We start from the raw sequence: 24,647 nt of genomic DNA, 5'->3' as shown, positions 1-24,647 counted from the left end.
GATAGATTGACGAATCATTCAGCATGCCGTTTAAGCAGGGGGCTAAGATGACCGATTGGCTTCTTTGGAATCAACATGACGCTGTAGGAATTATTACCCTGAATCGACCCGAAAAGCGCAATGCTTTGTCCATCGAGCTTATGGAACAGATGATCGAGCTTTTGAAGCGCATTGGGTCGGATGAATCTGTAAAGGTAGTGATTATCAAAGGTGCAGGCCCTGTCTTTTGTGCGGGGCATGATCTCAGTGATATGGTAAAGGAAGGGGCTGATATTCACGATTTTCGTAAGATATTCAGAGTCTGTAGCGATATGATGTGGCAGATACATCAGCTTCCTCAGCCTGTTATTGCTCAGGTTCATGGCATAGCAACGGCTGCCGGTTGTCAGCTTGTTGCTGCCTGTGATCTGGCTGTTGCAGAAACTGAGGCAAAATTTGCAACTCCCGGGGTTAAAATTGGTCTTTTCTGCACCACTCCTATGGTGCCGCTTGTAAGAGTTATAGGAAGACGCAGAGCTATGGAAATGCTTTTGACAGGTAGATTCGTTTCCGCTCAGGAAGCTCTAGCCTGGGGGCTCGTTAACAAAGTTGTGGAAAAGGAAAAGCTGGAAGAAGAAACTCTGAATTGGGCGAGAGAAATAGCTCAATACAGCCGTTTTACTCTGGGACTTGGCAAAAAAGCCTTTTATGACCAAATCGATATGGACGAATACAGCGCCTATCGATACGCCCAGGAAGTCATCGCCATGAACTGCACGGCAATGGATGCCAGAGAAGGTATCTGCGCCTTTCTGGAGAAAAGATCCCCGACCTGGTGCAACAGATAAAAAACAGGCAGGTTCTCTTAGTAAATGCAGAGGCACGCGACACAGCGTGCCTCTATGATTTTTTGATTAACTTGAGCGATGGCGGGATAATTTCAGGGCTTTACATTCAGTTTTTTAGTATCTACATTCTTTGGTCGCAAAATTATCCCGGCATAAGACTCTTCTTATGAGCTTATCTGCTTCCACAACAACTATAATAGTGGAAGCCATGCCGATGGATAAAATCAGATCCTTATACTCCAGGGGTCTAGTTCTAAAAAGCCACTCAAAAGCAGGAATGTAAATAAAACCAAGCTGGGCAAGAATGGCAAGCATCATACTAAGAAAAAGGAACTTGTTGCTGAAGAAAGGTATGGTGAAAACAGATAGTCGCTCCGATCTCGCATTCCAGGTCTGGAAAAACTGGAAAAACACCATGGTGGTAACCGCTACGGTTCGAGCATATTCCAGTTCATGTCCCGCCTGCAGGGATTTCCAGTAGAGATATACGCCCCCCAGGGAAATCACCAGAGAAACGATGATAGTCCTTTCCAGCAACACCCTTGACATTATAGGCTCTTTTGGATGTCTAGGAGGACGATCAATTATGCCTGGCTCACCGGGCTCAAAAGCCAGAGACACATCCTGAAGACTGTTTGTAACCAAATTAATCCACAACAGTTGAGAAGGGGTATAAGGTATAGGTATGCCAAGAAACAGGGTTACCAGGATGGAAATGACGGCGGCTATACCGGTAGGGATCAAGAAAAAAACCATTTTCCGAAGATTATCGAAAACAATTCTTCCTTCTTTTACAGCGTTGAAAATAGTGGCGAAGTTATCGTCTGTCAGGATCATATCAGCCGATTCCTTTGCTACATCCGTTCCTGCTTTGCCCATGGCAATACCTATGTGAGCTGCCTTAAGAGCGGGGGCATCGTTTACCCCATCACCTGTCATAGCCACAATTTCTCCTCTTCTAATGAATTGTCTGGCAATTCTGAGCTTGTGGTGAGGGGCTACTCTTGCGAAAACCGATACCTTCGGAATCTTCTCATAGAGTTCATCATCGGTCATTTTTTCTAAGGCTTGTCCCGATATTACTTCCTGATTTTCCCTGCTAATACCAAGCTTTTTTGCGATAGCTGAGGCAGTATCAACGTGATCCCCCGTAATCATAACCACTCTTATTCCGGCTCTCTGGCAACCTTTGATTGCCTCTGGCACCTCCGGTCTGGGAGGATCTATCATGCCCTGCAAGCCAACCAGTTCAAGATCTTTCAGGTCTTCTCCGGTGATATTTTCTTTGTAAGAAGGAAGAAACCTTTGCGCAAAACAGAGAACCCTCAAGCCTTCTTGAGCGAATTTGGCTGAAGTCTCCAGAAACGCTTTTCTTTCTTCGGGGCTCGCTAATGACATTTCGATCACTTTTTCAGGAGCTCCTTTTACAAAGAGAATTCTTTGATTTCCATCTTCGTGTAAGGTAGCCATAAAACCGCGATCAGACTCAAAAGGGATCATAGAAACAAGGGGAAAACGGGAAAGTTCATCCTTCTTTGTCAGTCCAAACTTAGATGCTGCTATTATTAAAGCTCCCTCGGTAGGATCTCCCTTGATAACGAGCTGTCCATCCTTCTTTATAACTTCCGATTCATTGCACAAAAGGCCTATTCGTAAAAGATCTACAACTTTAGCCCCATCTTTCTTTTCGATATTACGGGAAGTTGTAACAGAACCTTCTTCGTTAGATTCCGAATCGGGCACATCCAGGATTCTGGATTCAACATAAAGCTTCACAACGGTCATTTCGTTCTTCGTAAGAGTTCCTGTCTTGTCGGAACATATTACCGTTGTGGAACCCAGAGTTTCTACGGCGGCTGGAACTCTTATGATCGCATTCTTTTTAGCCATCCGGGCAACTCCTACAGCCATGGCAACGGATACAGCAATGGGAAGCCCCTCTGGAATAGACGCCACAGCTCCTGCCACAGAAACCATGAACATTTCCCGAAAGCTACCACCCATCATTAGTCCTGCGGCAAATAAAACTCCGCAGGCTGCTAGAATAATAATACCCAGCAAACGGGCAAAATTTTCAAATTTTTTCTGAATAGGAGCTTTTACTGGACCAATCTCTTGAACCGATCTGGCAATTTTCCCCAGAATGGTATTTTCACCGGTGCTGACAACAACACCCTCGCTTCTTCCGCTAACCACAACCGTTCCCATAAAAGCCATGTTCCGCTGATCTGCCGGAAGAAGATCGGGGGTTTCGATGGTGATGTCCTTTTTTTCTGCAGGAAGAGACTCCCCTGTTAGCATGGATTCATCAATTTTCAATTCAAGAGCCTTAATAATTCTCACATCCGCAGGAATTCTATCGCCGGATCCTATCTTTATTATGTCACCAGGAACGATATATTCTGACGGTATTTCCTCTTCCACACCGTTTCTTACAACAATGGCTTTACTAACAAGCATCTTTTTGAGAGCTCTGACAGACCTTTCTGCTTTTACCTCTTCTATAAAGCCGATAATGGCGTTGATGACAACAACGCTCAGAATTACTCCGGTGTCAACATATTCCTTTATCGCTGTCGTTACTACAGAGGCTACCAGGAGTATGATCACAAGGGGATTGGTAAACTGCTTCAGGAAAAGGAGGAAAAAATTTATCTTCTCTTCTTCTTTGAGCTTGTTAAGTCCATAAACAGCCAGTCTTTTTTGAGCTTCTTCCGATGTTAAACCTTTTTCAGAAGAACCCAGACGATTCAAAACTTCCGATACACTCATGCGATACCATTCCATGACCGCAATCCTTTCTCCTCAGGGCGTCCAGAAAATATCCTATGCCGGAGACGTGCAGAAAGTTTTATCGATACGGCGAATTAATTTCACCACAGAGAACACAGAGTTCAAACACAGAGGTCTGGGAAAGATTGGTTGCTATGAACATTTTCTCCGTGTTTTTTATGTGCTCTCTGTGTCTCTGGGATTAGTCCTGTTTTAATCTCTTCTCGTCTTTCTAACCTCAGAATTTTTTGTTGCACACTTTAAAATCTTACTAAAAAGTAAAAACTAATTTTAGACTGTTTTAGTCTCATCCAGGAGTTTTCTGAGCTTTTCAGGAGTATTTACCGGCTCTAGGCATGAACGGCCATAGCATAAATAAACCCTGCACCCTTTGTCATCAGAAGAGACGAATTGAAGGTGGGGGACAATTTGCCTCAAATCTTTAGCATGATCATCAGGCTCCAAAAGTATCACTGTCCGTCTGGGTGAAAAATCCTTTCTCAGTTCTTCCAGCATTGCAATTGTTTCAGGATTCCCCTTTTTACCGGCTATAACCACTTCCTGACAGGGTCCCAATAGAAAATCCAGAGCAGTCAACATATAGGTGTAACCAGAAGGGTAAGCCTCCAGGGAAGATGAAAACACCCCCAGGGTAGCCCATGCCTTTTCCTCAAAATCCTCTCTACCTGTTATCCTGGCAAGTTTTGCCAGAACCACGGCCGCCATGGAATTTCCAGAGGGCATGGCTCCATCGTAAGAATCCTTGGGAAGCACCAAAAGATCTTTTGTGTCTCGAGGAGTCATAAAGAAACCGCCGTGCTCACTGTCCCAAAATATTTCCAGCATTAGATTTGTTAAATTCAAAGCTTCAATTAGCCACCTGATCTCAAATGTAGCTTCGTAAAGCTCCAGAAGTCCCCAGATAAGGGCGGAGTAATCTTCCAGACATCCTGTATGGCTCGCTTTACCCTGCCTCCAGGCTCTCATGAGTCTTCCATCTTCGGTGCGAAGCTCTCTAAGTATAAAATCAGCACAGTTCCTTGACACTTCGGCATATGACGGTTCACCAAGCACCCAGGATGCTCTGGCAAAAGCCCCCATCATCAACCCGTTCCAGGCTACTATGATCTTGTCATCCAGTTGAGGTCTTACTCTTAACTGTCTTGCCTCAAAAAGTCTTTCTCTGGCTTTTTCTAAAATTTGGCGAAGATCGTTTTCTTCCATCCCCTGTATTTTAGCTAAAGTCTTATGTTCTATCGCCACATGAAGAATCGTTTTGCCATCTTCAAAGTTGCCCTCATCGGTTATGCCGTAAAATCTTGAAACAACTTCTCCCAAATCTTTCCCCAGTAAAGATACTACTTCTTTTTTATCCCACAGGTAGAAAGCTCCTTCCTTTCCCTCTGTATCCGCATCTTCTGCCGAGAAAAAGCCTCCATCAGAATCTCTGAGATCCCTCAGCACGTATTGAGCTATTTCATGAACCACTTCCTTGAAGAAGGGTTTTTTAGTCAAATGAAATGCCTCACAATAAGCTAGCATGCATAATGCCTGATCGTATAGCATCTTTTCGAAATGGGGAATAAGCCACTTTTCATCTACCGAATACCTGTGAAAGCCGTATCCAATCTGGTCGAAAATCCCTCCATTTCTCATGGCAACAAGAGTTTTTTCTACTATTTCCAATGCCAGGGGTTGTCCCACTCTATAATACCATCTTAAAAGATAGGTTAGTTGGTGAGGAGACGGAAACTTGGGCGCTGGCAGAAATCCTCCATAACGAGGATCAAAGGAACGGGCTAAAGCCTCATAACAACGGCGAAGCAAGGTCTCAGTAAGATTTTTCTTATCCCGGCTTGTATCCTGAGCCTTTATAATGTCTGTTAGCTGTTTTGCAACTTGATGAATTCTGTTTCTGTCTGTCTTCCAGAGATTGGCAATGTATAGCAACAGATCTTTGAAACCGGGGAGTCCCATACGACTTGTCTTAGGAAAATATGTTCCTGCAAAGAAGGGCTCTCCCTGAGGGGTCAGAAAAACAGAAAGAGGCCATCCACCCCTTCCGGTTATTGCCTGGCAAGCTGTCATGTATAAATGATCCACATCCGGCTTTTCTTCTCTATCCACCTTTATAGAAACAAAAAACTGATTGAGAATTCTGGCTACGTCTTCATCCTCGAAGGATTCTCTGGCCATCACGTGGCACCAGTGACAGGTGGAATATCCTATTGATAGAAAAACGGGCTTATCTTCCTTTCTCGCCTTCTCAAAGGCTTCTTCTCCCCAGGGATACCAATCCACCGGATTAGAGGCATGCTGGAGAAGATAAGGGCTATTTTCAAAGGCAAGTCTATTTTTCTTATTTGCTCTCTGATAATCCGTCATATATTTTCCTTCTTTACGTTTGTGTGAAATGCTTCCGTAAAAATTACCTGCAATCTCTGGATATTTTATGTAATCATCAGAAAACAACATGGCAAACAAACTAAAATCGCTCAGCATTTCAAACCAGCGGGGAGGTGAAATCTCGGGGAAAGACCTAGAAGCCGCTGGTTGTTTGTGAAAAAACGGTATTCCGCTTAGTAGGGTGTTCTAAAACTTCCCTTATAAGATAGCGAAACATAGAAAAGGCGGGGACGAAACTCAGCTCGGAAGACCTTTCCAGACTCAAGCAGCTAAGAACGACCTCAATATATGATTCACCACATGACTGCAGGGGCGACGCATGCGTCGCCCCTACAATTCTATTACAGAGTTTTTTAGAACACCATCTTCCGGTTATTGATCACAACCATAATCGAATTTATAATGAGCAAGGTTAATACCGAACATGAACGAGTTAAGAGGACAAACATGGCGAAATTTTACAACATTTCCGAAATACTTTGCGCTTTATCCTATGCTCTGGATTTAGCCGATCCTGCTTTATCTAATCATCATTTACGTGTTTGCTACATAGCAACTGAATTAGCAAAGCATTTAGGACTACGGAAAAACCACCTGGAAAAGGTTTTTGTAGGCGCTCTTTTACATGACATAGGATTCCTGTCTTCAAAGGAAAGACTGGAAGCACTGGAATTCGAAAATTTTTCGTCTGATGCCTGTTTTCCTCATTGCTGGTTAGGATACAATCTTTTGAAGAATATACCTTATCTGGAAGATATAGCTGAGATAGTCCTTAACCACCATAAAAGTTTCGAGCAAAACGGGAAAGACGAAAACGTTTCTGAACCATACATTATTCACGTAGCGGACAGAATAGATGCTCTAATTGTTGCTGCGTATTTTAAATCGAAAACAAAGGGGGATAGCATCCTTAAATATACCCATCACATTGTGGACAAGCTTCAAGAAAAAAAGTCACATTTCCATCCTTATCTTATAGAAAGTTTCAAGGATCTTTCAGCAAGAGAAAGTTTCTGGCTGGATCTGGTTTCACCTGAACTTTTCTATATAATTAAAACCCAAAACGATTTTATAGCTAGTTTTGCTGATTTGGCGGAATTTGAAAAAATTGCTGGAATATTATCAAAGATTATAGATTACAGAACTCCTTTTACGGTAGTCCATTCTTCAGGCGTAACAGCTATCTCTACTCATATTGCAGAACTTATAGGATTTTCCGAAGAAGAGACTCTAATGATAAAAATTGCAGGATTGCTACATGACATCGGAAAAATCGTTGTTCCCACAGAAATTCTCAACAAACCAGGTTCCTTAACGCCAGATGAAACCGCTATAATAAAAACTCACACTTATTACACTTACAAAATTCTTAACAGAATCCAAGGAATAGATCCTATCCATATATGGGCGGCCTTTCATCACGAAAGGTTAAACGGCAAAGGCTACCCATTCAAAAAAAGGGGGAATGAAATCCCCTTAGGTGCAAGAATCGTTGCTATAGCGGACGTTTTAAGTGCTATTACCGAAGATAGACCTTACAGAAAAGGAATGTCAGAAGAAATGGCAAAGAAAGTCATGGAAGACATGGTGAAAAGCGGCGCCCTTGATAAAGATATATACGGACTTGTTTTGGCTAACTTTGACGACCTGAGTCAAAAACGTAAGATGGCTCAAGAAATCGCCTCAAGGGAATACCTATCCATCAGGAAGCGATCCAGTTGTTAATGATTAAAAATCGCTCAGTATTCTAAACCAGTGGGGAGGTGAAAGCTTGAGACTTGGTCTGGTAAGCGACACACACGGAGAAACAGAAAATCTGCGATTGGCGGTAAGCCTGATGATGGAAAAGTGGCAGGTGGATGTATTGGTTCATCTGGGTGATGAATGCGAAGATGTAGAAGCTGTAAAAGATCTATGGAAAGGGGATCTTATCCAGGTTCCCGGTGTTTTTTGCGAACATTACCGCGATCCTAAAATTCCGAACCGTTTGCTAAAGGAGTTAAAGGGTTACCGAGTGCTTTTTACTCACACGAAAGAACCTCATGCCAACGACCTGCCGGGAGATGTAAACCCTCTGGAGCTGGCAGCAAGAAAAGATGTAGAAATTGTTGCTTACGGTCACACTCACATTCCGGCTCTTTCTTGGGAATTGGGGATTTTATGGATTAATCCGGGTCACTTAAAAACCCAAGATAAGAAAGGATACAACCCAAGTTTTGTAGTGCTGAATTTGGAAGAAAAGAGCGTAACCGCTTACCTTGTAAATTTACGAAGCGGCGACTCCTTTGCAGAACTTAAAATTCGATCGTAAAGCTAACTGGTGTCAGCATCTCAATCCCCCTGCAAAAGTTGATCCCCTGTTCGGCTGACTCTCAGGATCTGAAAAAAATGGACAAAAATGTCTACTCCAGCTTGAAAAAAGCCTCATCGAATTCTGACTTTCCTTCGTATTTTTTCATAAACCTCGCTGCATAATGTTCTGGATGTTCAAAAATCGACATATCAAGCTCTATGCCCACTTCCTGAAAAGCTTTCACTACATCTTTCGGTTTAGGTGGGCATCCTTTTACGAAAACGGCATGACGGATATATGGGTTGTTTTTATGAAGATCGCTCATGCACTTCCCAAGAAGAATCGTGTGTTTTTTCATGCCTGAAGGATTCATCACCTTCCCCGTAAGCACTTCTACCTCATCCCATGGAGTTCCCTTCCAGGCTCGGGCAATAGCAGTAAGAATAGTCCCATTAAGAAAGGAACAGTAAGTGCATAAAGTATCGTCGTATTTCCAGTAAGAGATACCTCTAATGCCTGCCTTTTCCATAACCAGAGGTAAAGAATTATCCTGATTGTAATCAAAGGAATAACGATGTGGCATAATGAGACTTTCTAAGCTTTCTCCTGTAACATCCAGGTCAGAAAGATCAAGAGGTCTTTTCAGGGCCTGGGATGCATGAACAAGGTGAGGCACATCCGAAGGGGAATACCCAAGAACTGCCGCTCCTACCTTATCTGCAGAAAAAAGATCACTTGAGGCTATAAGAAGATTAGTTCTCTTCGCAATTCCATCAAACCCGGGACCTCGTTCATTACTAAAGATTCCATCAATTATCGTCCAAACAGGGGGAAGATTTACAAAAAGCCTTCCGACGTGGAAGTGAAGATCCATCCCGTCGTTTCTAGAATGACACTTCTTTCTGGACGGAATATCGATAAGACCTTTAAGGTTTTTTATTCCCAGACTGACTACTGTTTGAGCGTGGGTTTTAAGGACGGGCAAATCTACAATGAGGTCGCTTTCCAGGGCATCAACATTGAAATTAAGAGTAACACCTTCGGCAATTTCGACCTTCTTAAAAGGACGATCAAATATGTCTATTAAGTTCACTCCGTAACGTTCACTAAGCTTATAGTAGCCAAGAGATCGAAAAGCCTCTTGAGTAATTTCACGTCTTGCGGAGCTAGCAGCGACTATTCCTTCTCCAATGCTTATTTGCTTAACTCCCGCATCTTTCAACAGTTTAACGACATCTTCTACAATTCGCGAAGTAGTAAGAACTCCCCATTTGGGGAAGTTGCCCCCTAAAACCCATGTTACAACATTCGGCTTGATGAAGACCCTGTCGCTCGATCCAAGTTTTGGTAGTCCTCCCGCCAGTTCCACAGCAAGCCTGACAGAGTCGTAAATCTTTTCATAACGAACAATACTTACCGTAAAAGCCATTTATGCTTCCCCCTCCTAAGGACTTGTTACCACTCACTCTAGCCAACCTTTAGTGCTTCTTCTGTTACCAGCTTTAACTAACGGTAGGCAAGCAGTAAAAAATATGAACTTTTCCAACAAAGACAGACAAGAAACTCAACCCTGTATTTTTACTTTTATCTGAAACCTCAATTTACCGATTTTTTTTCTTGCTTTACCAAAAATGTGATAATTGTTTCTCTGATTTTCCAAAAAGAGGCTCAATGCTTTTTGAGCCAACTAATGGAGTTGAAAGAGGTGAACAAAGGTTATATATGAAGTCAGCCATAGTAATCACAAAACAAAACGAAATTTTTAAAAGCCTCAGTGACGCACTTGGAAAAGATTGGCAAGTAGAAACAACATCTGACGAACAACCTCCATCGAAAGACTTTAACATCCATTCTCCAAACATAATTTTCTGGGACATAGACTCTCTCAAACCAGCCAAGGAAAACTCAGCTAAAATAGGAGAAGAAATCAAACATATTAAGACAAGATTTGGTAATGTTCCTATTATAGTTGTTGCTCCTAAAAAAAGAATGACGGAAGCATTCAAGGCGGTAAAACATGGAGCAAATTCCCACATATCCTATCCTGTTAATTCAGCAGAGTTAAAACAGGTGTTGGAAACCTTTCAGGTCTTTACAGAAGCTATAGAGGGGAAAACACATCACGAAACCTTCTGGAAAGTAACTGTATCTCATCTTGTTAAAACAGAAAGCCCTCTAATGCAAAAAGTCTTTGACGACATTAAGCGAGTTGCGCCTACCGACGCTACAGTGCTTCTTACGGGAGAAACCGGGACCGGCAAAAACATGCTTGCTAAACTTATCCACGAACACAGTCGTCGAGCAGACAAGCCTTTTATACCTGTTCATTGTGGAGCCATACCAGAAAGTCTAATAGAAAGTGAGTTTTTCGGCCACGAAAAGGGTGCTTTTACCGGAGCTCTGCGAAGAAAATTAGGAAAATTTGAGATTGCCAACGGCGGAACCATTTTTCTGGACGAAATTGGAACCATTACTCCACCAGTCCAAATAAAACTTTTGCAGGTTTTACAGGAAGGAATTTTTTATAGAGTGGGTGGTGATAACCCTCTTCAAACCGACGTAAGAGTCGTTGCTGCTTCCAATGTGGATCTTAAAGCTCTAGCCGAGCAAGGATGTTTTCGGCAGGATCTCTATTATCGCCTTAACGTCTTTCCGATCTTCGTTCCCCCCTTAAGAGAGCGTAAAGAAGATATTCCCCTACTTACGGAAATTATTCTTGAAAAACTTAACCGCCGACACATGAAAAATATCAAGGGAATCGCTCTGGAAGTTATGGAAGCTTTTACGCGATACAACTGGCCTGGAAATATTAGAGAACTAGAAAATGTAATCGAGAGAGCCTACATTCTTGAGTCATCTGACATACTTACTCCAGCTAATTTCCCATCGGACATTATAGGATCTCTAAAACGATGTCACGATCACTTCTTTGATGTCTTCTCTTTGCTGAATGCTGAAACAGAAAAGTTTCCTACCATCTCGGAATTCAGGCAAGCCTTGGTTACTCACGCTGAAAGGGTGTATCTTTCTAAACTACTTCGAGCAACGAATGGTAAAATAAATAAATCAGCGGAAATAGCCGGCATAACCACCAGGCAATTTAGAAAGCTAATGAGCAAATGCAATTTAAAGAAAGAACAGTTTAAGAAATCACTCTGCTCCAAGCAACCTAATCTGCCGCAAGAAAAGAGCGCGCCTCATCCTGTGTCTTAATATTTTCTAGCTCTAGAAGATAAAAGGGGCACACGTGAGAGTGTGCTCCTTACACTAAAGAACATGAACAAATCTTGGCGTAATCACATCTATTGCAAGTATCCAAATCATTCGTGGCAAAGAAAGCTTCGGAATTAACGATGTGATCGAGCAGAAAACCAAGAAAATCATCAAAAACTTGAGATATTTCTAAAATATTTTCTTTCATTTCGATTTGATAATCATCAGATTTACCAGCTCCCAAAGCGTGGTAACAAGCCTTAACAGCTTTTATCTCTCGCTGGATTTCTTCAATAAAGCCAGATTGTTTTATTAGAAAACCATAGAAAGGAAGCTGGATATCTTCAATATATTCTCTTGCCTGAACAAGTTTTTCGCTGTAGGAAAGGTCAATTTCGCTTTCGACGAAATTACGTAAATCATCCCGGGAAAATTTCGGTTCTGGTGGAGAACCCGTTTTATAATCAACAATCCAGAGTTCATCATTATTTCGCAAAGCTATCATATCAATCCTGCCTTCCAAGCTCACGCTAGCTATACCGCTCAGGTTCGTATCTTTTTTACAGGAAAATTCTTGCTCCAGTTTTATCACATTAAAAGGCTGCCATTCATCTCGGAGCCACTCCAAATACTTAGTCAAACGATAAACGGAGGTTTCTCTAATGAAAAAGCGTCTTTCCTGTCCCAGTCGTTTAGAAAGGCTGGAATCTCTAAAAGCATTGGAGAAGATTTCAACAATTTCACCGGGATTAATTTTTATACCGTTTTCATCTCTAGCTTTCATAATATTCGAAAAATATTGTTCTAGCGTCTTATGAATAATAATTCCAAGTTCAGCATAACCCCGCCCTTCTAGTCCTTCCTCTATTTCCCCACTATAACCTTTAATTCCCAACGCGTAGCTGTAAAAAAACATTACAGGACATTTCAGATAGGTATTAAAAAAAGACGCAGAAAGTTTAGCTCCTAAAAGTTCTTTTATTCTTTTGTCGAAAGAGTTGTTCTTTTCAATCCGATCCGGACGTTTGAGTACCCGCTGAGGAATGACCACAGGAATAGGAATAACCGACTCATCAAGAGAGTTTTTCTGTTTGTTAAATTTCCATATAAGTTCTTCCACAAAACGACTTCTTATTGCACCCGACTCCAATGGAGAACGACTTACAGAACGCTGACTAGAACTCATAGCCGTGTAAAAAATATGCACTTTCTTAGCCGCTCTAATGAGGCGCATAAAAAGATGACGATGTAAAAAAGATTCAACTTCAGCGGTTGAAAGCCCTACTTGTTTCTTCAACAATTCCGGTAAAACAGGATTAAAAGACCGTCTTGGCGGCAAAATGCCTTCGTTTGCATCGAGAATAAAAACTTCATCAAACGACAGAAGATTGCTCTCAATAAACCCCAAAACCTGAAGACCTCGAAGAGGACTTCCCGAAAAGGGAATTCTGATAACATTCACGGTTTCCTTTAATAGCCTGTAGGCAGTAGAAATATTTTCAATAGGCTCGGAAGACCAGGAAGATTTCTCCACAGGTTTTATAATTTCTTCGATAAATTCCCTGCAAAATGACTGCTCTAGGAGGACTTTGTATCCTCCAAACTTACCAGGATCGTTTTCAAGTAGTTCACCAGGCGAAGAAATTTCTTCTAAAGCCTTAGCGGTCACTTCAAAAACGTCTCTGATTGTTAGTGGCGACCGGGACAAGAGATCCGAAGCAAACAGTTCTCTGATTATTACAAAAATGTCAAAGGCAGCTTGATCATCTTCGGGAGTGTTTTTAAGAAGATTCTCAATTTCATCAAAACTCATGTAAGCCGATCCCGCATCCTGCAAAAGAGATTCAATAGACGAAAGACCTGACCGGCTAGCTTCAGACGAAGTTTTTCTACTGACAAGCATTTTAGTATAGGGATGGCGGAGCAGGTGGATAAAAGACGGCATGTGGAATCGCCCATCGTCAGTTCTGGACATGAGCAGTTCTAACCAGCTTAAAACAAAGGAAGCCGCAAGGCTTCTACGCAACGGATAACCCATCGTAACGTTAACATCTATTGGGGATTGAATTCCCTGAAGTTCGTAAATAAGTGGCAAAAGAATTCCATCATCAGGCACTATAACGGCAATCTTATCCGGTCTGCTATCAACAGAAGTTTCTATAAGGTCGGTAATCTTTTCCAGAGCATGATGGCGGTCCGGAACTTCATAAAAGCAAATTTCTGGTAATTTATTGTTCGAATCAATAGGTTCTTCGGGCTCGTGAAAAGAAAACATCAGTTCCTTAAGAATTTTTTTTGTCCCGTCAGGCACATCTGCCGGGTTGGCTTCAATCCATGAAGTAACGTCGCCTTTAAGCGCCTTAAGAAAAGCCTTTTCAGCGGTTCCAAATCTTATAAAACCAGCAAAGTTAACATTAGCTTTTTGTATAAATTCGGGTAGGTTCCCATCTTGCCATTTTTCTATACAGATTCGGTAGAGCATGCCCAGGGTGACCTTCCCCATTCCAGAAATTCTTTCCTTCCAGGCTTTCCAGATCGCACCCAGGGGCATTTCTTGCAAAATCGGATGACCATCGGGAGTTACAACAGATTCAGGTAGCTCCACTCCTTCCCGCTCAACTTCCTCAAAAGCACTAACCAGTCGCACACCCCAGGGAATAAACCGCTCGAAACTTTCTGTTTGCGGAATTACTTTCAGTTTTTTTCTAACGACCTGATAGAGTTCCCATATTTGATCAAAGAAGCTAATTCTGGGCTTCGGGTCATGCCATGTAGCGAGTTCGTCTATAAGATCTTCAAGTGCATAAATCCTAGGGAGAACAATATTTGTATTTTCGCAACCCAAGTAATACCTAAAATACAAGCCGGCTCTACGGGAAGGGAAAATAAAAATAAACTCTTGTCTCGTATCCCATAAACCTTCAAGGCCTTTTTCCCCAATTTCTGAAAGGTATGCATCTGCAAGACTTTTAAGAAAGACTCGTTCCGGAGGTATAAACCGAACTATTCTCACAAAACCTCCTCAACTTTAGGCGGATCCAGGTAAGCAACAATTCCTTTAACTTCCCACGAAGGACCAAAAGCCCGTTTCACTATTCTTACATATTGAGTAAGCTGGTTTCTGGTTTTTTCGGGATCTATTCTATGAGTTTTGAAATCAACTACTTCTATCGACTTCAAGGAAGGTTTTATTCTCATAAGGTCGATTCGGAAAGTTCGACTTCTTTCATCGATAATTTCCACTTCCGATCGAACTGTGGTGTCATCTTCTCCATCCCGTAAAAGGTTAGAAATTTCCTCATGGGACAGAGCTTTTTCCAGAATTTCTTTTGCTTCCTGTTGAATTTCCAGGCTTTCTTTTTCGGTATAATCCGGCACTTCACGATCCCGGCTAAGAATCGCCCAGGCAGCCTGAATGCTCCGCTCGGCAAAATCCACCAGATTTTCACTGTTGTAAGGAGCATATTTAAGCAAAAGTTCTATAGCCTTATGAAGCACATTTCCAATAAGTTGCCTTTTCTGCTCTTCTTCAGATTCTTCAACTACTTTCTCACGGCCGGTAACTATCCACAGTCTTATTCCTGTATAATCACTCGCATCAGCCATAATCTCTCACCCAGGCTAAGTTTAAATCTTCTTCTAGGGAATCGCTCCTCCCCCAAGCACTGCATAAAGCCTTACTCTATTGGCACTTCGAGCAAGACGAAGTGAAATAAGTTGCTGTTCAGCAGCGTAAAGAGATCGCTGAGCATCGAGAACGCTCAGGTAGTTATCAATGCCTTTTTCATACCTTATTAAAGCCAAACGGTGGGTCTCCCTCAAAGCCTCAACAAGAGCTTCCTGAGCTTTAATCTGGTCGTCCACTGTTGCCTTTACAGCTAGTTCATCAGCCACTTCCTTGAACGCACGCTGAATCGCCCGCTCATACTGTGTAATTGCAATTTCGCGATCGACCTTGGTTAGTCGCAGAGCCGCCCAGGCTCTAGCATCAAAGATCGGGGTCACCAGATTGTTAGCAAAATTCCACGTCCAGGATCCCCCCGCAAAAAGTCCCGTCAGTTCACTGCTCGCCGTGCCGACCGATGTGGTAAGAGAAATCCTGGGAAAGAGAGCTGCTCTAGCCGCACCAAGGTTAGCATAAGCAGCTTTGAGCTGGTGTTCTGCAGCGAGAATATCAGGCCGGCGTAAGAGCACTTCCGATGAAAGCCCGGGCGAGACATCCCCTGGTGGTTTGATTTGTGATTCACTGTCAGGAAAAAGTTCTTTCTGGATCGAAGTTCCCACTAGAAGTTGCAAAGCGTTTTCATCCTGAGCCACCTGCCGTGTGAGCCTTGCTACTTCAGCTTTTGCGGTTTCCACCTGAGTCTCAGCTCTACGTCTGTCTATCTCGGTTGCAAGCCCTACCGAAAAACGACGTTCGATAAGACGATAGGTTTCCTCCTGAGTTTTCAACGTTGACCTGGCAAGAGCCAGAGCTTCCCGATCAGCAGCAAGAGTATAATAAGCCTGAGCAAGAGAGGAGATTAAAGAAATCTGAGCGCTTCTTCGAGCTTCTTCGGTTGCAAAGTAGTCTTCCAGAGCTGCCTTTTCAAGGCTACGAATACGCCCGAAGAAATCCAGTTCCCAGGAAGCTATCCCAAGATTCAAACTGTATTTTTCTTCTATTTTAGGCTCACCACTCATGGAAAGCTTTGCAGCCGTTCTTTGAATGCTGGCACTAGCTGAACCACTTACAGAAGGATAAAGCTCCGTTCGCTGAATCCCGTAAAGAGCTCGAGCCCGTTCAACGTTCATAACAGCTAGCTTTAGATCTCGGTTATTCGCCAAAGCAAGTTCTATAAGTTTTTGAAGACGTTCATCGATGAAAAAGTTTTTCCAGGAAATATCGGGTGGAGCCTTTTCCTGTTCCTGAGATAAGCTAGTATCTGTTCCTTCTGTTAACCTTGAATCTTTCTCCGCTTTAGGCCACGTCTTAGGAACAGGAGATTCGGGACGATCATACTTAGGAATTAAAGAACATCCCGCTAGTAAAACAGTTACAACACCTATCATGACAAGGAGAGATGAGACTTTACCTGTTCCAGGAGAGTCAGGTGATGATCCTTCCTTATTGTTTTTTCTAAACAGTCGCGATACCAGAACGAAGAAAAGAGGAATGTAAAATAGATCGATGAAAGTTGCCGAAAGCATCCCACCTGTGACAGCAGTTCCTATAGCATTCATAGAGCCTGCTCCAGCACCGGATGTTAAAGCTAAAGGAAGAGTGCCAAAGAAGAAAGCAAACGATGTCATTAAAACGGGCCTAAACCTTATCCGAACTGCACTAAGAGTAGCATCTACAAATCCCATACCTTGAGTTTTCATAGCATGCTGAATGAACTGGATGATAAGGATAGCGTTTTTGGTAGAAAGACCAAGAGTAGTCAAAAAACCTATCTGAAAATAAACGTCGTTTGGAAGCCCCCGGAGATAGGTCGCCAGTAAAGCGCCAAAGACGCCTAATGGGAACATAAGCATATTAACAAAGGGTATAGTCCAGCTTTCAAAGAGAGCAGCAACGCAAAGGAAGATAACGATGACCGAAAAAGTGTAAAGGATGGGAGCTTGGGAAGTCGACATCCGTTCCTGGTATGAAAGCCCTGTCCAGTCAAATCCAAAACCTTTGGGAAGCTTCTGGATCAACTCTTCCATGGCTTTCATAGCTTCTCCAGTACTCCTTCCAGGAGCCGGTTCTCCCCAGATATTTATGGAAGGAAAGCCGTTGTAACGTTCAAGTCTTGGGGAACCGTATGTCCAGTATCCCGTAGCGAAAGCCGAAAAGGGCACCATTTTGCCTTCTTTGTTTCTTACATAGATTTTATCGAGATCCTTCGGAAGCATTCGATATGGCGCATCAGCCTGAACGTAAACTCGCTTTACTCGCTCGGCATGAACAAAGTCGTTCACATAGGCACCACCAAACATGGCGGAAATCGTCTGATGAATAGACGAAATAGGTATGCCCAATGCGCCCGCTTTTTCCCAATCCACATCAATCTTATACTGAGGAACATCGTCCATACCGTTATGGCGCACTCGAGCAAGCCTTGGATCGTTGGCCGCCATAGCAAGTAGCTCATTTCTGGCTTCCATAAGGGCTGCATGACCCATACCACCAAAATCGAGCAACTGAAAATCAAAACCGGTGGCGTTTCCGAGTTCTATGATAGAAGGTGGAGGAAAGACAAATACCATTCCCTGCTTGATAGACGAAAAAGCCATCATTGCTCGTCTGGCGATAGCCCAAACTTTCAAATCCTGCTTGTCTCTGAGATGCCAGTCTTTTAGCTTCACGAATACAAGACCGTTATTTTGAGAACGTCCGGAATAACTAAAACCGGCAAGAGTTCCACAGGATTCAACGGCATCGCTTTCCTTGGTAAGGAAATAATCGCGAACACGATCAAGCACCTGTTGGGTTTGTTCTAAAGTGGATCCGGACGGAAGGATAACCTGAGTTAACAAAATTCCTTGATCTTCTTCTGGGAGATAGGCTGTCGGAAGACGCATCAGCAAAAATCCAACAGTTACAATAATAAGGAGATACACCGCGATATATCTAGCGACTCTCGTAAAAGATCGCCCCACGGTTTCCACATAAAATCGCCTTGCTCTCGAAAAGCCTTTATTAAAAAGCCTGAAGAAAGGTCTCAGAATTGGGATAGCATTTTCACCAGGCTTAACGCCGGGCGTGGGTGGTTTTAGAAAAGTGGCACAGAGAACTGGAGTGAGAATTAGAGCCACGATAACCGAAAGAAGCATAGCAGAAATAATGGTTACAGCAAACTGGCGGTAAAGGATACCGGTTGACCCAGGGAAAAAAGCCATAGGACCAAAAACAGCCGAAAGCACAAGCCCAATGCCAATAAGGGCACTGGTGATTTGTTCCATAGACTTTGCAGTGGCTTCTTTGGGCGGAAGTCCTTCTTCTTCCATAATTCGCTCAACGTTTTCCACAACAACAATGGCATCGTCCACCAGAAGCCCAATAGCAAGGACGGTGGCAAACATGGTGAGCATATTAATAGAAAAACCTGCAAGAGCAAGTATGCCAAAGGTGCCAAGAAGCACCACGGGAACAGCCACGGTTGGGATAATGGTCGCTCGAAAACTTCCCAGAAAAACCCACATGATCAAAAATACGAGAATGACCGCTTCGAATAGAGTTTTGACCACTTCCTTTATGGCTACCCTAGTAAAGGGTGTGGTATCAAAGGGGTAAACAACTTTCATTCCTGATGGGAAAAAGGGTTTTAATTCGTCTAGCTTTTGCTTTATACGATCGGCGGTGTCGAGAGCATTTGCTCCAGCCATGAGTCGAATACCCATGGCGGCTCCTGGCTTTCCATTATAAAAAAACTGCACATCGTAAGATTCCGTCCCGAGTTCAACTCGCCCGAGATCACTTACTCGAATAATAGAACCATCAGTATTAATCCGAACTGGTATGGCGGCAAATTCATCAGGGGTTCTTAGAAAATGCTGAACGATGATGGAAGCATTTAACCGCTGACCGGGCACAGCAGGCGCACCACCAAACTGCCCTGCGGAAATCTCTACATTGTAACTCCTTAGAGCTTGAACTACATCATCAACGGTAAGATGATAACTTATGAGCTTATCGGGATCTAGCCAAATTCGCATGGCGTACTGAGTGCCGAAATTTTGCACTTCACCAACACCGGGTATACGCGCCAGCACCTTTTCAAGGTTCGACTGAGCATAGTCCCTAAGATCACTCCCATCCATACTTCCATCTTCGGAAATGAGTCCCACAATCATTAGAAAGTTTCTGGTAGCTTTACCCACAGTGATGCCCATTTCCTGAACCACAGAAGGGAGGCTCGCCATAGCAAGCTGAAGTTTATTTTGCACCTTAGCCCAAGCAAGGTCAGGATCGGTTCCGGGAGCAAAGGTAAGTTCTATTCGAGACGTACCGGAGGAATCGCTTGTTGCGGACATGTAGATTAGATTGTCCAGACCGGTCATTTTCTGCTCTATAATCTGAGTGACCGTGCTTTCAACGGTTTCTGCTGATGCTCCGGGGTAAGTCGCCATTATATAAATGGAAGGTGGAGCCAGGTTGGGATACTGAGAAACCGGCATGAGATAGATAGCGAGGGCACCTCCAAGCATCATAAAAATAGCAATAACCCAGGCAAAAACCGGCCGATCGAGAAAAAACTTGGAAAGCATTTAACCCCTCCCCTTATTGAGCCTGAGATGATGCAGGTTGTTGGGATGCTGATGTCCTCTCTCTGGCGAAAGGCACTTCCTTGACCGTCATACCTGGTCGAACCTTGACTATGCCTTCCACAATTACGTGATCCCCGGGAGAAAGCCCCGAAGTAACGAGCCATTTATCGCCTATTGCTCGATCAAGCACCACGGGACGAACTTCAACTTTATGCTCCTGATTGACGATCAACACAAAGGGATTGCTTTTGCGATCTCTCTGAACAGATTCCTGAGGCACAAGGATAGCCTGTTCGTTAACGCCTTCCTGAACAAGAGCACGAACATACATGCCTGGAAGAAGTGTATTATCAGGATTTGAAACAACAATCCTGACAGTAACAGAGCTGGTAGTGGGATCAACCGTCACATCCCGAAATTGCAAATCTCCTGAATGAGAATAAACTGTTCCATCTTCAAGAACGATCTTCACTTTAGTGTTTTTCTGTCCTCCATACTTTAGACGTCCCTCTTCGAGCTTTTTCTTAAGTTGCTGAAGTTCGGTGGTAGATTGATTAACATCAACATATACTGGATCGAGTTGTTGAATAATCGTCAGAGGCGTCTGCTGATAAGCGGTTACTATAGCACCTTCTGTGACATTTGATTTACCAATGCGACCCGAAATTGGAGCGGTAATCTTTGTATAACTGAGATTGATTTGAGCAGACCGGACAGAAGCCTTCCAGTATTCAACTTCTGCCATTGCCTGTTTAAGGGCTGCTGAAGCGTCGTCGTAGTCCTGCTGGCTTACAGCTTTTTCTGCAAGTAGTTCTTTGAATCTTTCGACTTTAAGCTTTATAGCGGGAATTTGAGCTTCGGCTTTCCCCAAAGCTGCCTTAGCATTGTTAAGAGCAGCTTCGAAAGGGGCAGGATCGATTTGATAGAGCAGTTGCCCGGCTTTAACATTGGATCCTTCAACAAAGTAACGCTTAAGAATAAGACCACTTACCTGGGGGCGAATTTCCGCAATTCTAAAAGCCGAGACTCGTCCCGGAAGTTCAGTTACGAGTTCTACAGATTCCGTAGAAACTTCTATTGTTGAGACTTCAGGAACCTGAGCTTGCCCCTGAGATTGGGCTTGCTTACCGCAACTCGAACTAAAAGCGACAACAAAAATCAAGACAACAGCAAAAAAGCATTTTCTAGACATTGTCCATCTCCAAAACAAACGTTTATTTAGAAATTTGAACCTAATACCCTTTATATACTGCCCATTTATTAGACTTTATTCTTCCTACTTGGTTACAAAAAATCCTTAAATGGCGCCTTTCCTCACTATCTGAAGAATTGCTTACCTGTCAACTTAAAAAGAAGTTGTTCGAAGGTTCTTTATTTGGCTCTCAATTTTCCAAAAAAATCTTTCAACAATTTTTCACAGGGATCACGAAGAATTCCACCCACAATTTCTGGCTTATGGTTAAAAAAAGGTGATGAAAAAAGACCAAACACTGTTTCAGCTCCAGATTTTGGGTCGTAAGTACCAAAGAAAAGTTTCTTTATTCTGGCATGAACTATGGCTCCATAGCACATAACACAGGGTTCAAGAGTAACATACAAAGAACAATCCACAAGACGATAATTACCAATTCTTTGAGCGGCTTTTCTCATTGCGATAATTTCAGCATGACCGGTAGGATCCTTAAGACCTATCGGCTCATTATGAGCAAGTGCCAAAATCTGCCCTTCGGGGGCTACAACAAGGGCACCAACAGGGACTTCTCCACGTCGAGCTCCTTCCTCCCCCACCCGTAGAGCCAGCCTCATATAATGTTCGTGTCTTTCTACCAGCGAATCCACTGTTCAGAAAATTTAATTATCCCCCCAACGGAATCCTCTATAAAAACCCCATCCCAAAAAAAGGAAACTCTTTCCCTATCCTTCTCTAGCCATCTAAGACTTTCCGCTACTTCATCATTTCCCATATTCTGGAAGCAAATACCCACGATACCGGCACAGAGTCGGGTAAAGGCACGTGGAGAATTTATGTATGGCATTATCGTCTTCCAGGAAGTTTCGGAATAAACATTTTTCCAAACCGTTGTGACCCTCGCACAACCCCATAAAGCTCCTTCAACCAGAGCATCGTTTTCTAAATGGTTACCTTCTGGATCAACGTAGGACCAAAGAATTTTCCCATACTCGAGAGCAAGCCCCAGATGATGTCTAAGCACTTCTCCCATAGCTTCAGGAACGCCCCAGCCCATACCGCCTGATTCATCGTTCAGATACCACATAAAACGTCTCAGCACAGTTCGAGCCCACTCCATATCAGATTCAGCATGAAAGGCAACAAGTCGACCGATGAGAGTTACCGCTCCCCATTTTTCTACAGGATCAGGAGAAGAAAGGAAAAATACCAGCGGGTTTAAACTTGCTGTCGGGCAAGAAAAGATAAGATCAATAGTCGCTTTGTCAGAATCATTCCATAAAAGGCTTTTTTCTGATTTTTTCCGTTCAAAAAGGGCCTTTAATTCGTTTCTTATTGCCCTTGAGCTTAATCTGGACATTTTTAACCAGAACCGGGAGTTTTACCCGCTCGGTTTACCAGATAATTATAAGCCGACAGGGCTGCCTTAGCGCCTTCCCCGGCCGCAACCACAACCTGCTTGTAAGGAACACTTGTCACATCGCCACAGGCAAATACTCCAGCAACACCGGTTCTGCACATTTCATCCACAATAATTTCGCCTCGCTCGTTTGTGGCCAGCACATCAACAAAAAGAGATGAATTGGGCATAATTCCGACTTCTATGAAAACCCCCTCTACATTAAGAGTCTTGGTTTTGTTTTCCTCTAAAGACAAAATCTCGATCCCTTCAACCTCCTGCTTTCCCAGAATAGCTACAGGTTTATGACGAGTAAAGATTTCCACCATGGGGGATTTTTTAACTCTTTCCTGAAGCAAAGGATCTCCTGTAAGTTCTGTCAAAGAAACAAGGTAGATGTGCTTTGCTATAGGCATAAGGTCTATTACGGCTTCGAGTGCAGAATTTCCTCCACCAATGACGGCAACGGTTGCATCAGCAAAAAGGGGAGCGTCACAGGTTGAACAGTAAGAGACTCCCCGCCCTAGAAATTCCTTCTCTCCAGGGATGTTGAGTCGCTTATGCTGTCCTCCTGTGGCGATAATTAGAGTTTTGCCATAAAAAGATCTACCATCTTTTGTGGTTACTCGCTTAATTCGCCCCGTAATGTCGGCCGATACAACTTCCTGCCCTATAACCGTTTCTACACCGTATTTTTCAACATGTTCTCGAAACTTTTTGATAAGATCCTGCGCATTAACCTGACTAAATCCGAGATAGTTATCAATGTCGTAGGTCCATGTCACCTGACCACCGATGTTGCCGCTTATAACAAGAGTTTTTAATACCTTGCGAGCCGCATAAATAGCAGCGCTCAAACCGGCAGGACCAGCTCCGAGAATTATCACATCGTATAGAGTTTCTATTTTGCGCACGTCCGGAGATTCTATTCCCAGCTTTTGATACAAAAGTCCGGAAGCCTCGTAGAAAATCACATCAAGATAACCTCCTACGGTCTCGTCTCCCACAAGCACCTGAGGAAGAGCTCCACTTCCGGTCTTTTTCACCATTTCAAACCACTGATCACTATAGGGAGGAGCGTCAATCTCAAGAAATTCTATTCCCTTTTCTTTTAATAGTTTTTTAACGCTATCGCAAAAAGGGCATCCTGAAACTGTATAAACGGTAACCCGAGAAACGGTCATCTAGACCCAACCCCCTTTATAAAGGATTCTATCTAGAGGCTGAAAAACCCGTTGTCCTTAAGAAAGAAGCCCTTTTTCTTTGAGAGTTTTAACTATATCGGTCTCTTCGTATCCTACAATCACCACGTCATCTATGGCGATTACGGGAACAGTGCGAGCGCCCCCGGAAATACTTCTCATTTCTTTAAGTCCTTCGGGGTTTGATGAAACATCGACATCTTCAAAAGAAATCCCTTTCGTGGTAAGAAATTCCTTAGCTTGCTTACAATATGGGCAGGTTGGCGTGCTGAATATTCTCACACGGGAAGCCATATTTTTTACTCCTGTTAGAAAATTAAAAGTGGACACTTTAGCTGTGTCCACTGTAGAGATTGCCTTAGAACCAATACTAAGAACCTTTCAAAACACGACGTAAAGCCAGAGAAAGCCGCTTAACGTGTTCTTGCTCTTCCTTTATTAGCAAATCGATCATTTCCCGTCCTCTGGTATCATCTGTTGCTTCCTTCATGCTGACGAAAAACAGCACAGAATCTTTTTCAAACTGAATGGCAAGCCTCAAGGCATCCTGAACCGAAGAAATTTTCTTAAGTTCCTGTTCAACTCCGGAAGGACTATTAAAGATATGTTCCTGGGCCATCATTTTAATGTAGGCATCAAGTTCATCGGATATGTCAGGAACGGTTGGTTGCTGAGCCTGTGGGGGCAGAAGCTTTTTAAGTTCGGCAAATCTAGCCTTGTGGTTTTCTTCCTCTTTTGCAAGTTCTAAGAAGAGATTCTTTACATCAACATTTTCAACTAATTGAGCCGCTTGAGTGTAAAAAGCCTTACCGTTTTCTTCAATATTTATGGCTATGTCAAAAACTTCTGCTGCGTTAAATCCGAAAAGCATTTCTTCCTCCTTATCTATAATCAAAGAAAGCAGCAGAGTGATATTCCACACTGCTGCTTTGCTAACTAGCTATTCTTTTTCAAAATCGCTTTTGCTGGCTCCACAAACCGGACAGGTCCAATCGTCTGGAAGTTTTTCAAAAGGCGTTCCCGCTGGGATGCCTCTATCTGGATCTCCTTTGGCAGGGTCGTAAACATAACCACAGATTGAACATACGTAACGATCCATTTTACCCTCCTT

Annotated in this window: 17 protein-coding genes; 4 read left to right on the top strand and 13 right to left on the bottom strand. The window is 43.1% G+C overall.

All coding sequences use genetic code 11. The features are described from left to right. Positions 1-47: 47 nt before the first annotated feature. A complete protein-coding gene (locus tag WHS38_08570) occupies positions 48-827 on the top strand; it encodes an enoyl-CoA hydratase (GenBank protein MEJ5301028.1) in 780 nt (259 codons plus the stop codon). A gap of 114 nt (positions 828-941) precedes the next feature. Here WHS38_08570 and WHS38_08565 read toward each other — a convergent pair whose 3' ends face one another. Further along, the gene (locus tag WHS38_08565; GenBank protein MEJ5301027.1) at positions 942-3,614 is read right to left on the bottom strand and encodes an HAD-IC family P-type ATPase; all 2,673 of its coding nucleotides are present in this window, start codon (positions 3,612-3,614) and stop codon (positions 942-944) included. Positions 3,615-3,890: 276 nt separating this feature from the next. Then, positions 3,891-5,984: a thioredoxin domain-containing protein gene (locus WHS38_08560; GenBank protein MEJ5301026.1), complete on the bottom strand. Its 2,094-nt coding sequence runs from the start codon at positions 5,982-5,984 to the stop codon at positions 3,891-3,893. Positions 5,985-6,452: 468 nt separating this feature from the next. On the opposite strand from WHS38_08560, the gene WHS38_08555 reads away from it, so the two are divergent. Together WHS38_08555 and WHS38_08550 are read left to right on the top strand one after the other, a co-directional pair. Next, a complete protein-coding gene (locus WHS38_08555; GenBank protein ID MEJ5301025.1) occupies positions 6,453-7,730 on the top strand; it encodes an HD domain-containing phosphohydrolase in 1,278 nt (425 codons plus the stop codon). A 46-nt stretch (positions 7,731-7,776) separates the two neighbouring features. Continuing rightward, positions 7,777-8,316 (top strand): YfcE family phosphodiesterase, encoded by a 540-nt coding sequence (locus WHS38_08550; protein MEJ5301024.1) that lies wholly within the window; start codon positions 7,777-7,779, stop codon positions 8,314-8,316. Positions 8,317-8,407: 91 nt separating this feature from the next. Here WHS38_08550 and WHS38_08545 read toward each other — a convergent pair whose 3' ends face one another. Then, complete coding sequence (locus WHS38_08545; protein MEJ5301023.1) at positions 8,408-9,727, bottom strand: DUF362 domain-containing protein; 1,320 nt, start codon at positions 9,725-9,727, stop codon at positions 8,408-8,410. A 242-nt stretch (positions 9,728-9,969) separates the two neighbouring features. On the opposite strand from WHS38_08545, the gene WHS38_08540 reads away from it, so the two are divergent. Continuing rightward, a complete protein-coding gene (locus tag WHS38_08540; protein ID MEJ5301022.1) occupies positions 9,970-11,511 on the top strand; it encodes a sigma-54 dependent transcriptional regulator in 1,542 nt (513 codons plus the stop codon). A gap of 49 nt (positions 11,512-11,560) precedes the next feature. Here the strand turns inward: WHS38_08540 and WHS38_08535 are convergent, their stop codons facing one another. The 10 genes from WHS38_08535 to WHS38_08490 all read right to left on the bottom strand — a co-directional run bounded on the left by WHS38_08535 (position 11,561) and on the right by WHS38_08490 (position 24,635). Next, positions 11,561-14,524: a PD-(D/E)XK nuclease family protein gene (locus WHS38_08535; GenBank protein MEJ5301021.1), complete on the bottom strand. Its 2,964-nt coding sequence runs from the start codon at positions 14,522-14,524 to the stop codon at positions 11,561-11,563. Then, positions 14,521-15,117: a PD-(D/E)XK nuclease family protein gene (locus WHS38_08530; GenBank protein ID MEJ5301020.1), complete on the bottom strand. Its 597-nt coding sequence runs from the start codon at positions 15,115-15,117 to the stop codon at positions 14,521-14,523. The genes WHS38_08535 and WHS38_08530 overlap by 4 nt, the downstream gene beginning before the upstream one ends. A 33-nt stretch (positions 15,118-15,150) precedes the next feature. Beyond that, on the bottom strand, positions 15,151-19,746 hold the full coding sequence (locus WHS38_08525) for an efflux RND transporter permease subunit (protein MEJ5301019.1): 4,596 nt from the start codon (positions 19,744-19,746) through the stop codon (positions 15,151-15,153). A gap of 13 nt (positions 19,747-19,759) precedes the next feature. After that, positions 19,760-20,938 (bottom strand): efflux RND transporter periplasmic adaptor subunit, encoded by a 1,179-nt coding sequence (locus tag WHS38_08520; protein MEJ5301018.1) that lies wholly within the window; start codon positions 20,936-20,938, stop codon positions 19,760-19,762. Positions 20,939-21,117: 179 nt separating this feature from the next. Next, positions 21,118-21,585 carry a tRNA adenosine(34) deaminase TadA gene (gene tadA, locus WHS38_08515; GenBank protein MEJ5301017.1) on the bottom strand — a complete coding sequence of 156 codons (468 nt, stop codon included), beginning with the start codon at positions 21,583-21,585 and terminating at the stop codon, positions 21,118-21,120. Next, positions 21,570-22,295 (bottom strand): DVU0298 family protein, encoded by a 726-nt coding sequence (locus tag WHS38_08510; protein MEJ5301016.1) that lies wholly within the window; start codon positions 22,293-22,295, stop codon positions 21,570-21,572. Before WHS38_08510 ends, tadA begins: the two co-directional genes overlap by 16 nt. A gap of 2 nt (positions 22,296-22,297) precedes the next feature. Beyond that, complete coding sequence (locus tag WHS38_08505) at positions 22,298-23,518, bottom strand: FAD-dependent oxidoreductase (protein MEJ5301015.1); 1,221 nt, start codon at positions 23,516-23,518, stop codon at positions 22,298-22,300. 57 nt (positions 23,519-23,575) lie between these two features. After that, the gene (locus tag WHS38_08500) at positions 23,576-23,830 is read right to left on the bottom strand and encodes a Uxx-star family glutaredoxin-like (seleno)protein (GenBank protein ID MEJ5301014.1); all 255 of its coding nucleotides are present in this window, start codon (positions 23,828-23,830) and stop codon (positions 23,576-23,578) included. A 76-nt stretch (positions 23,831-23,906) separates the two neighbouring features. Beyond that, entirely contained in the window at positions 23,907-24,407 is a 501-nt protein-coding gene (locus tag WHS38_08495) for a ferritin family protein (GenBank protein MEJ5301013.1), read from the bottom strand. Positions 24,408-24,476: 69 nt separating this feature from the next. Then, positions 24,477-24,635: a rubredoxin gene (locus WHS38_08490; GenBank protein MEJ5301012.1), complete on the bottom strand. Its 159-nt coding sequence runs from the start codon at positions 24,633-24,635 to the stop codon at positions 24,477-24,479. Between the last annotated feature and the right edge of the window lie 12 nt (positions 24,636-24,647).

The organism is Thermodesulforhabdaceae bacterium (assembly GCA_037482015.1).
Classification (GTDB): domain Bacteria; phylum Desulfobacterota; class Syntrophobacteria; order Syntrophobacterales; family Thermodesulforhabdaceae; genus JAOACS01.
The sequence above is the reverse complement of the archived record's forward strand: the minus strand, read 5'-3'. Positions and strand labels throughout refer to the sequence as shown.

Coding starts and splice junctions, on each gene's coding strand:
- WHS38_08555 (MEJ5301025.1), top strand. CDS start 6,453: ATGGCGAAATTTTACAACATTTCCGAAATACTTTGCGCTTTATCCTAT.
- WHS38_08540 (MEJ5301022.1), top strand. CDS start 9,970: ATGCTTTTTGAGCCAACTAATGGAGTTGAAAGAGGTGAACAAAGGTTA.
- WHS38_08495 (MEJ5301013.1), bottom strand. CDS start 24,407: ATGCTTTTCGGATTTAACGCAGCAGAAGTTTTTGACATAGCCATAAAT.
- WHS38_08520 (MEJ5301018.1), bottom strand. CDS start 20,938: ATGTCTAGAAAATGCTTTTTTGCTGTTGTCTTGATTTTTGTTGTCGCT.
- WHS38_08565 (MEJ5301027.1), bottom strand. CDS start 3,614: ATGGAATGGTATCGCATGAGTGTATCGGAAGTTTTGAATCGTCTGGGT.
- WHS38_08570 (MEJ5301028.1), top strand. CDS start 48: ATGACCGATTGGCTTCTTTGGAATCAACATGACGCTGTAGGAATTATT.
- WHS38_08490 (MEJ5301012.1), bottom strand. CDS start 24,635: ATGGATCGTTACGTATGTTCAATCTGTGGTTATGTTTACGACCCTGCC.
- WHS38_08510 (MEJ5301016.1), bottom strand. CDS start 22,295: ATGTCCAGATTAAGCTCAAGGGCAATAAGAAACGAATTAAAGGCCCTT.
- WHS38_08545 (MEJ5301023.1), bottom strand. CDS start 9,727: ATGGCTTTTACGGTAAGTATTGTTCGTTATGAAAAGATTTACGACTCT.
- WHS38_08530 (MEJ5301020.1), bottom strand. CDS start 15,117: ATGGCTGATGCGAGTGATTATACAGGAATAAGACTGTGGATAGTTACC.
- WHS38_08525 (MEJ5301019.1), bottom strand. CDS start 19,746: ATGCTTTCCAAGTTTTTTCTCGATCGGCCGGTTTTTGCCTGGGTTATT.
- WHS38_08500 (MEJ5301014.1), bottom strand. CDS start 23,830: ATGGCTTCCCGTGTGAGAATATTCAGCACGCCAACCTGCCCATATTGT.
- WHS38_08560 (MEJ5301026.1), bottom strand. CDS start 5,984: ATGACGGATTATCAGAGAGCAAATAAGAAAAATAGACTTGCCTTTGAA.
- WHS38_08505 (MEJ5301015.1), bottom strand. CDS start 23,518: ATGACCGTTTCTCGGGTTACCGTTTATACAGTTTCAGGATGCCCTTTT.